General features: G+C 64.9%; 6 protein-coding genes. 3 read left to right on the forward strand and 3 right to left on the reverse strand.

Annotated features, from left to right (window positions below):
* Positions 1 to 3: 3 nt before the first annotated feature.
* Both FJ424_RS28020 and FJ424_RS28025 read right to left on the reverse strand, forming a co-directional pair.
* Entirely contained in the window at positions 4 to 2160 is a 2157-nt protein-coding gene (locus FJ424_RS28020) for a penicillin-binding protein 1A (protein WP_140658810.1), read from the reverse strand.
* A 165-nt stretch (positions 2161 to 2325) separates the two neighbouring features.
* Positions 2326 to 2964, reverse strand: coding sequence for a TetR/AcrR family transcriptional regulator (locus FJ424_RS28025; protein WP_140658809.1), 639 nt, complete (start codon positions 2962 to 2964; stop codon positions 2326 to 2328).
* 111 nt (positions 2965 to 3075) lie between these two features.
* Here FJ424_RS28025 and FJ424_RS28030 point away from each other — a divergent pair, with 111 nt between their 5' ends.
* The 3 genes from FJ424_RS28030 (at position 3076) to FJ424_RS28040 (ending at position 7604) form a co-directional block, all read left to right on the forward strand.
* Positions 3076 to 5487: an FAD-dependent oxidoreductase gene (locus tag FJ424_RS28030; RefSeq protein ID WP_140658808.1), complete on the forward strand. Its 2412-nt coding sequence runs from the start codon at positions 3076 to 3078 to the stop codon at positions 5485 to 5487.
* A 12-nt stretch (positions 5488 to 5499) separates the two neighbouring features.
* On the forward strand, positions 5500 to 7053 hold the full coding sequence (locus FJ424_RS28035) for a trimethylamine methyltransferase family protein (RefSeq protein ID WP_140658807.1): 1554 nt from the start codon (positions 5500 to 5502) through the stop codon (positions 7051 to 7053).
* 143 nt (positions 7054 to 7196) lie between these two features.
* Positions 7197 to 7604 (forward strand): DUF3168 domain-containing protein, encoded by a 408-nt coding sequence (locus tag FJ424_RS28040; protein WP_140658806.1) that lies wholly within the window; start codon positions 7197 to 7199, stop codon positions 7602 to 7604.
* Positions 7605 to 7618: 14 nt separating this feature from the next.
* On the opposite strand, the gene FJ424_RS28045 is transcribed toward FJ424_RS28040, so the two are convergent.
* A complete protein-coding gene (locus FJ424_RS28045) occupies positions 7619 to 8005 on the reverse strand; it encodes an ester cyclase (protein WP_140658805.1) in 387 nt (128 codons plus the stop codon).
* Between the last annotated feature and the right edge of the window lie 209 nt (positions 8006 to 8214).

Here is an 8214-nt window from a genome sequence, read left to right on the forward strand (position 1 = left end):
GTCCTAAAGCGCCGAAAGCGTCTCCGGCAGGGTGGGGGCGCCCAGCACGGGCGCGGCCTGGAACGCCTTGCTCATTTCCCTCAGCGTCTGGGTGGTGCGGCCGGAAAGCACCGGCGGGCGTTCGGCCTCGGCCTGCGCCGCCGCCGCGTCGGCTTCCTTCTTCGCCGCTTCCTCGGCCTTGGCCGCGACCTCCGGGTCGACCCACGGATGATCGATGCCCGGGATCGGCTTCAGGTCGATGTTCTGATGCGCGTAGACCATAAGCCGCTGCCAGACCATCGCCGGCAGCGAACCGCCGGTCATTTTATTGGTCGGCGTGAAGTCGTCATTGCCGAGCCAGACGGCGGCGGTGTAGTTGCCGGTGAAGCCGACGAACCAGGCATCGCGGTAGGATTGTGTCGTCCCGGTCTTGCCGGCGACGACAATGTTGGGCAGTTGCGCGCGCCGCGCGGTGCCTATGACCGGCACCGCCGCCAGCATGGTGTTCATGTATTTCAGCGCCTTTTCCGACAGCACCCGATGTGGTGGCGGCGCGTCCTTGGCCCAGTCATAGACCACGTCGCCGGTGCGGGTGACGAGCTGGGTGATGCCATGGCGCGAGCCGACGAAACCGTTCTGCGCAAAGACGCTGTAGCCGGTCGCCTGGTCCATCACCGTCATGCCCGATGTGCCGAGCACCATGGTCTTGTGCGATTCCAGCGGCGATTCGACACCCATCGATTCGGCCATCGCCTTGATCGGACCGATGCCGAGGTAGTCCTTGGCGAGCCGCACCGGCACGGTGTTGATCGACTTGGCGATCGCCGTAAGCAGCGTGACGTTGCCGGCCGAGCCGCCATTGTAATTGTGCGGCGACCAACTGCCCCAGCTGATAGGGCCACCGGAAACCACCGAGTCCGGCGTGAAGCCATGTTCCATGGCGGTGGCATAGACATAGGGCTTGAAGGATGAACCGGTCTGACGCAGCGCCTTGGTGGCGCGGTTGAATTGGCTGGTGCCATAGTCGCGGCCACCGACGATGGCGCGCACCGCGCCGTTGGTCTCGATCACCACCACCGCGCCTTCGGTGACGTTGTATTCCTTGCCGAACTGGCGAAGATGGAACTCGACCGACTCCTCGGCCGCCTTCTGGATGTTGGCGTCGAAAGTGGTGTGGGCGACCAGCGAGTGCTGGCCGGGCTTGGCGATCTTCTTCACCTCGTCGAAGGCCCAGTCGAGGAAATAATCCGGGCTCTTCTGCTCGCCGCGGTCGACGACGTCGGCCGGATGCAGCCGCGCCTGTAGCACCTGACCCTCGGTCATGAAACCGGCATCGACCAGGTTGGACAGCACCACATTGGCGCGGGCACGGGCCGCCGGCAGGTTGATGTGCGGGGCGTATTTGGTCGGGGCTTTGAACAGCCCGGCCAGCATCGCCGCCTCGGCAAGGCTCAGGTCCTTGACGCTCTTGCCGAAATAGAAATCCGCCGCCGCCTCGATGCCGAACGTGCCGCCGCCCATATAGGCGCGGTCGAGATAGAGTTGCAGGATCTCTTTCTTGGAAAGGTTCGCCTCCAGCCACAGCGACAGGAAGGCTTCCTTGATCTTGCGCTCGAGGGTGCGCTCGTTGGACAGGAACAGGTTCTTGGCGAGCTGCTGGGTGATGCTGGAGCCGCCCTGGACCACGGAATTGGCGCGCACATTCTCGAAGACCGCGCGCGACAGGCCCAGCACGTCGATGCCGTAATGGTCGAAGAAACGCCGGTCCTCGGTCGCCAGCACCGCCTTGATGACGATGTCCGGCATCTCGTCGACCGGCACGGAATCGCGCTGGATGATGCCGCGCTGGCCGATCTCGTTGCCGTAGCGATCGAGGAAGGTGACGGCGAAGTCGCCCTGATTGCGCCAGTCGCCGGTGGTGATGTCGAAGGCAGGCATGGCAAGCGCGAGCAGCACCACGAAGCCGCCGGCGCCCATGGTGAAACCTTCGCTCAGCACCTCGATGATGGCGCGGCGCCAGCCATGCACACGGAACCGCCGGGAAAAGATGGTCGCCGCTTCCCAGAATTCGCGTGCCTTGAAACCGATCTCGTAGAGCGAGGAATCGAGCCAGGCGTCCACAGCGAGCAGAGCCGAAGCGATACGGCCTCTTCTCTTGCTTGGTTTCGAAGGACTTGCCATTCCAGACTTCCGCCCCAACGCACTTTCGCCCGGAAACTGCAGGGCAATTTCGGGCGCCTCCCCCGCAAGACTAATCAACCATTTTAGCATCGCTCACAAGGGCAGCGAAGCAACAGCGCAAGCTTTGTTGATTGGTGGCGCCCTGGCCGTGGAGGGCAGACTATATCACCGCGCCGCAATGAAGCGCATGAAATGCGCTACATCCGCCTCGGTCGGCTCCTGGCCGGTGAAGGATCGCAGATAGGCGGCGAGATGGCTGACGCGCGCCTCGACCGGTTCCTTGAGGTCGAGCACATAATAGCCGATCTGCATGTAATAGAGGACGCGGGCGCGGATGAAGGCGTCCTCGCCGTCGTAGCCGTGCCGGCGGTACATGTCGCGGATGGCGCTGAGGCGCTCGTCGTCGGCCTGGTCGATCATGCGCCGCACGTCGGCCGCGCGCCTGGCCCATTCGCGGACGGCGAAATCGAGCCTGGGGTCGAACAGGCGCTCGTCGGCCCAGCATTCGAAGACGTTCATCACGCCCATGATGATGGTCTCCGCCGGCCGGCGGGCACGCTCGACGATCGCCGTGGTGTTGGTGTCGTGCCAATGCGCAAGCAACTGGTCGAGCAGGTCCTGCCGGCTGTTGAAATACCAGTAGAAGCTCGAGCGCGACACACCGAGCTTCTGGCCGAGCGTCAGCACGCGCACGCTCTCGATACCGTCTGAAATCAGCATATCGAGCGCCAGTTTAATCCAGTCGGAGCGCGTCACCTTGACGTTGCCGGGCGGCAGTTCGGCCTGGGGAGCGGTCATGATCATGGCCGCACAATAGGCATGGCGCGAAACGCCACGCAAGCTCTGGACAGAAGTGTCTAGACACATATGTCCAGAAGGTGTATTGGTGGGGCCTCCAACGAGAGGGAGAGGCTCGTGAAATTGCATTACCGGGCAGTGGTCATCGGGGGAGGCGTGGTCGGCGCCTCGGTGCTCTACCATCTCACGCGGTTTGGCTGGAGCGACGTCGCGCTGATCGAGCGCGCCGAGCTGACGGCTGGCTCGACCTGGCATGCGGCCGCCGGCTTCCACGCGCTCAACGCCGATCCCAATGTCGCGGCGCTGCAGGACTACACGATCAAACTCTACCGCGAGATCGAGGCCGAGTCGGGCCAGAATGCCGGCCTGCACATGACCGGCGGCGTCAACATGGCGAGCGACCCGCAGCGCTGGGAATGGCTGAAATCGGCCTGGGCGGTGTTTCAGTCCGTCGGCATCGAGACGGCCCGACTGGTGACGCCCGAGGAGATCAAGGAGATCTGCCCGATCGTCGATGTCAGCGACGTGCTCGGCGGCCTCTATGATTCCAACGAGGGCCATCTCGATCCCTATGGCACCACGCACGCCTATGCCGGCGCCGCCAGGAAGCGCGGCGCCGATGTGATCCTGCGCAACCGCGTCATCGAGCTGAAACAGCGCGCCGATGGCGGCTGGGAGGTGGTCACCGAAAAGGGCACGATCGTCACCGAGCATGTCGTCAATGCCGGCGGCCTGTGGGCCAAGCAGGTCGGGCTGATGGCCGGCGTCGACCTTCCGGTGACGCCGATGGAGCATCATTATTTCGTCACCGAGGACATTCCCGAAGTCGCAGCCCTCGACAAGGAGCTCGGCCTGGCCGTCGATCTCGACGGCTTCTCCTACCTGCGTCAGGAGCGCAAAGGCGTCCTGCTCGGCGTCTACGAGCAGAACCCGAAACACTGGAACATGGACGGCGCGCCCTGGGATTACGGCATCGAGCTGATCCCCGAGGACATCGACCGCATCAGCCCGGAGCTCTCGAAGGCCTATCAGCGCTTCCCCTGCCTGGCGAAGGCCGGCATCCGCAAATGGGTGAACGGCGCCTTCACCTTCACGCCGGACGGCAATCCGCTGGTCGGCCCGGTCAGGGGGCTGAAGAACTACTGGGTCGCCTGCGGCGTCATGGCCGGCTTCAGCCAAGGCGGCGGCGTCGGCAAGTCGCTGGCCGAGTGGATGATCTACGGCGAGCCGCAAGCCGACATCTTCGGCATGGACATCGCCCGCTACGGCGCCTTCGCCGCCAACCGCGAGTATCTGCGGCAAACCACGGGCCAGTTCTATGCCCGCCGCTTCGTCATGACCTTCCCCAACGAGCGCCTGCCTGCCGGCCGGCCGCTGAAGCGTCCGGGCGCCTATGACGGCATGAGCGCCGCCGGCGCCGAATGGACGGCATCCTGGGGCCTGGAGATCCCGGCCTATTTCGCGCCGATGGGATTCCGCGAGGAGACGACGCTGAAGCGCTCCAACGCTTTCGAGATCGTCGGCGACGAGGTGCTGCAGGTCCGCCGCGCCGCCGGCCTCGTCGATACGACGGCCTTCTCGCGCTATGCCGTGTCAGGCCCGGGCGCCGAGGCCTGGCTCGACCGGCTGCTCGCCTGCCGGCTGCCGAAGCCCGGCCGCGCGAAGCTGGCGCCGATGCTTGGGGCCGACGGCCGGCTGAAGGGGGATCTCACCGTGCTCAACTGGGGCGGCGGCGAATACTGGATCATGGGCTCCTACTATTTGCGCGAATTCCACATGCGCTGGTTCGAGGCGCACATCGCCGAAGGCGTCTCCATCACCGACATCTCGGACGCCATGTCCGGCTTCCTCGTCACCGGTCCGAACGCACGCCGGATCGTCGAACGCACTACCCATCAGGACATCTCCGCCAAAACCCTGCCGTTCATGTCCTGCGGCGCGTTCGACATCGGCATGGCGCGAGCCCGGGTGGCGCGGCTGTCCATTGCCGGCGAGCTCGGCTTCGAGATCAACTGCCCGGCCACCCTGCATTCGAGCCTGCGTGAGACGCTGCTTGCCGCCGGCGAAGACCTCGGCTTGGCCGAGATCGGCTATTACGCGCTGAATTCGCTCAGGCTGGAAAAGAGTTTCGGCATCTGGTCGCGCGAATTCACCCAAGGCTACACGCCCGGCCAGACCGGGCTCGACCGCTTCATCGCCTTCGACAAGGGCGATTTCATCGGCCGCCAGGCCGCGCTCAAGGAGCGCGAGGTGGGCGTCTCGCGACGGATCGTGACGCTTGAGGTCGACGCTGTCCACGCCGATGCCAGCGGCTTCGAGCCGGTCTGGTCCAAGGGCCGGCGCGTCGGCTTCGTCACCTCCGGCGGCTACGGCTACACGATCGGCAAGAGCGTCGCCCTGGCGTTGCTCGATGACGATTTCGCCGGTGAGGGGACGGAACTTTCCGTACACATTGTCGGGGTCGAACGGCGGGCGCGCGTCATCGCGGGCTCGCCCTACGACGCTGAAGGCAAGGCGATGCGGCAATGAGGAGGAACCGCCATGATTGACGAGGCCGCACGTGATCTCAGGCGCGAGCGCCGGCGGGGACGCACCGGCGAGGCAGGCAGCGAGTCTAGCCGGCATCCGAATTATCGGTCGCTGAAGAACCCCTTCCTGCCGCAGCCGATCTTTTCCGACGACCAGGTCGCCGCGATCCACGCTACCGCGCTGCGCGTGCTGGAGGAGCTCGGCATCAAGGTGCTGCTGCCCGAGGCCCGCGCCATCTACGCCAGGGCCGGCGCATTGGTCGACGAAGACAGCCAGATGGTCAGGATCGGCCGCGACATGGTCGAGGCAGCACTTGCCGCGGCGCCGCGCGCGATTCCCGCCCTTGGCGGCGACCGCTCGCGGGATCTGATGCTCGAGCTCGGCTCGATGACCTTCCTGGCCGGCTCCGGCGCCCCGAACGTCACCGATCTTGAGCGCGGCCGCCGGCCGGGCACGCTCCAGGCCTTCGAGGAATTCATCAAGTTGATCCAGCATTTCGACGTGCTGCATATGCTCGGCCCCTGCGTCGAGCCGCAGGACGTCGACACGCGCTTTCGCCACTATGCCACCGGCCGGGCGCAACTGACGCTGTCCGACAAGGTGCCCTTCGTCTTTGCCCGCGGCACGCCGCAGGTCGAGGACAGTTTCGAGATGATTCGGCTGGCGCGCGGCCTGTCCGAAGACGAGTTTGCCGGCAGCGCCCATAGCTACACGGTCATCAACACCAACTCGCCGCGCCAACTCGACATCCCGATGGCGCAGGGCATCATCGACTTCGCCCGCGCCGGCCAGATATCGATCATCACGCCCTTTTGCCTGGCGGGCGCCATGGCGCCGATCACGGTCGCGGGCGCGCTGGCGCTGCAGCATGCCGAGGCGCTGGCGGGCCTGACGCTCGCCCAGATCGCACGCCCAGGCGCGCCTGTGGTCTATGGTTCCTTCTCCTCCAATGTCGACATGAAGTCGGGCGCGCCGGCCTTCGGCACGCCGGAGCATGTCAAGGCCACGCTCGGCGCGGGCCAGCTTGCGCGTTTCACCGGCCTGCCATGGCGATCCGGCGGCGGCAGCGCCGCCAATATCTCCGACGCGCAGGCAGCGCACGAGACGCAGTTCGCGCTGTGGGGCTCGGTGCTGGCCGGCGCGACCGTCTGCATCCATGCCGCCGGCTGGCTGGAAGGCGGTTTGAGCGTTTCCCTCGAGAAGCTGATCACCGACATCGAGGCCTTGCAGACGGTCGCAGAGCTTTGCGCGAAGACCCCGGGCGACGAGGATGCGATCGGCTTCGAGGCCATCGCCGAAGTGCAGCCCGGCGGCCATTTCTTCTCGGCGGCGCATACCATGACGCGCTACCGCACCGCCTTCTATGAGCCGCTGGTGGCCGACTGGTCGAATTTCGGCAATTGGACGCAAGCCGGCGGCAAGACCGCCACGGAGCGCGCGACCGGCATCTGGAAGCGGATTCTTTCCGATTTCCAGCCACCGGCCTCCGCTCCCGCCACCGCGGGCGTGCTCGACGAGTTCATTGCCAAGCGCACCGAGGAAGGCGGCGCGGCTCCGGTCTCATGATTTGACGAAAACGTAATAAATTCGAGACCTTCGCCCTTCACGCTATAGTCAAACCGATTCGCGATCTGGCATCGGATCGCGAGCGCGGCTACGTTGCCGGAATTGGCTGCGGCGCGGAGACATGTGTTGGCGATGGACGGTAGATGACGGCGCCTAGCGATCTGATGCAGGCCTTGTTCCTGAGGCTTAAGACCGATGCGTCGCTATCGGCGCTTCTCGGCGGCGCTGGCCTGCTCGAACAGGCGAACGACAAGGCCGCCTTTCCACACGTGACCTACGGCCGTACCAGTGCCTTCGACCTGGACACCGGCGCCGACAACGATGGCGACCAACTCATCACCTTGCACGTCTGGTCGAAGGCTCAAGGCGAGGCCGAGACGCGCCTCATCATGGACAGCATCAAGGCGCGCCTCGATGGCGCAGCACTTTCCATCGGCTCGCGCGGTCAGACGCGCCTGTCGCTGGAATTCGCCGAGGCGCGCTATGACGAGGACCTTGCGGTCCATCATGGATTGCTGCGCTTCCACGCCTTGACGCAGGAAGACGCCTGAGAGGCTGGCGGACCTCAGAGCTGCGCCTGGATGGCGGCCTTGTCGATGACCGACCAGACCTCGCGAATCCGTCGGTCGTGGAATTCGTAGAAGACGTTCTCGGCGAAAGAAACCCGCCTGCCGTGCACCGGCAGGCCGAACAGCACGCCCTTGGGCCGGCAGTCGAAATGCAGTCGCGCCGCCACGCGCGGCGGCTCCGAAATCAGGAGTTCGATGTTGAAGCGCAGGTCGGGAATGGCCTCGAAATCGCCTTCCAGCATACGGCGATAACCCGAAAGCCCGATCGTCTCGCCATTGTACTGCACCTCGTCGCCGACGAAGCGGCCGAGATTGTCCCACTCCTGGTCGTTCAGGCAGGCGATGTAGCCCCGATAGAGATCGGCAATATCCTCGCGCGTCATCGCGTGCTCCCATGGTCGTGCGGCGTTCCTACACCGGAGCAATTCCAGGAAAAGTGTGATCGGTTTTCCGTCCGGAATTGCGTTAAATTAGAGAGATAGGGCGGTTCGCCGTTTCCATGAAACGGTGAAACGCTAGGCCGTAGTGACGATTTAAGGAATTGGGATTCCCACGGGCCGGCAAATCAGATTCAACACTGATTTTTGGGGAT

The sequence above is a fragment of the Mesorhizobium sp. B3-1-8 genome (assembly GCF_006439495.1).
In the GTDB taxonomy this organism is placed as follows: Bacteria; Pseudomonadota; Alphaproteobacteria; order Rhizobiales; family Rhizobiaceae; genus Mesorhizobium.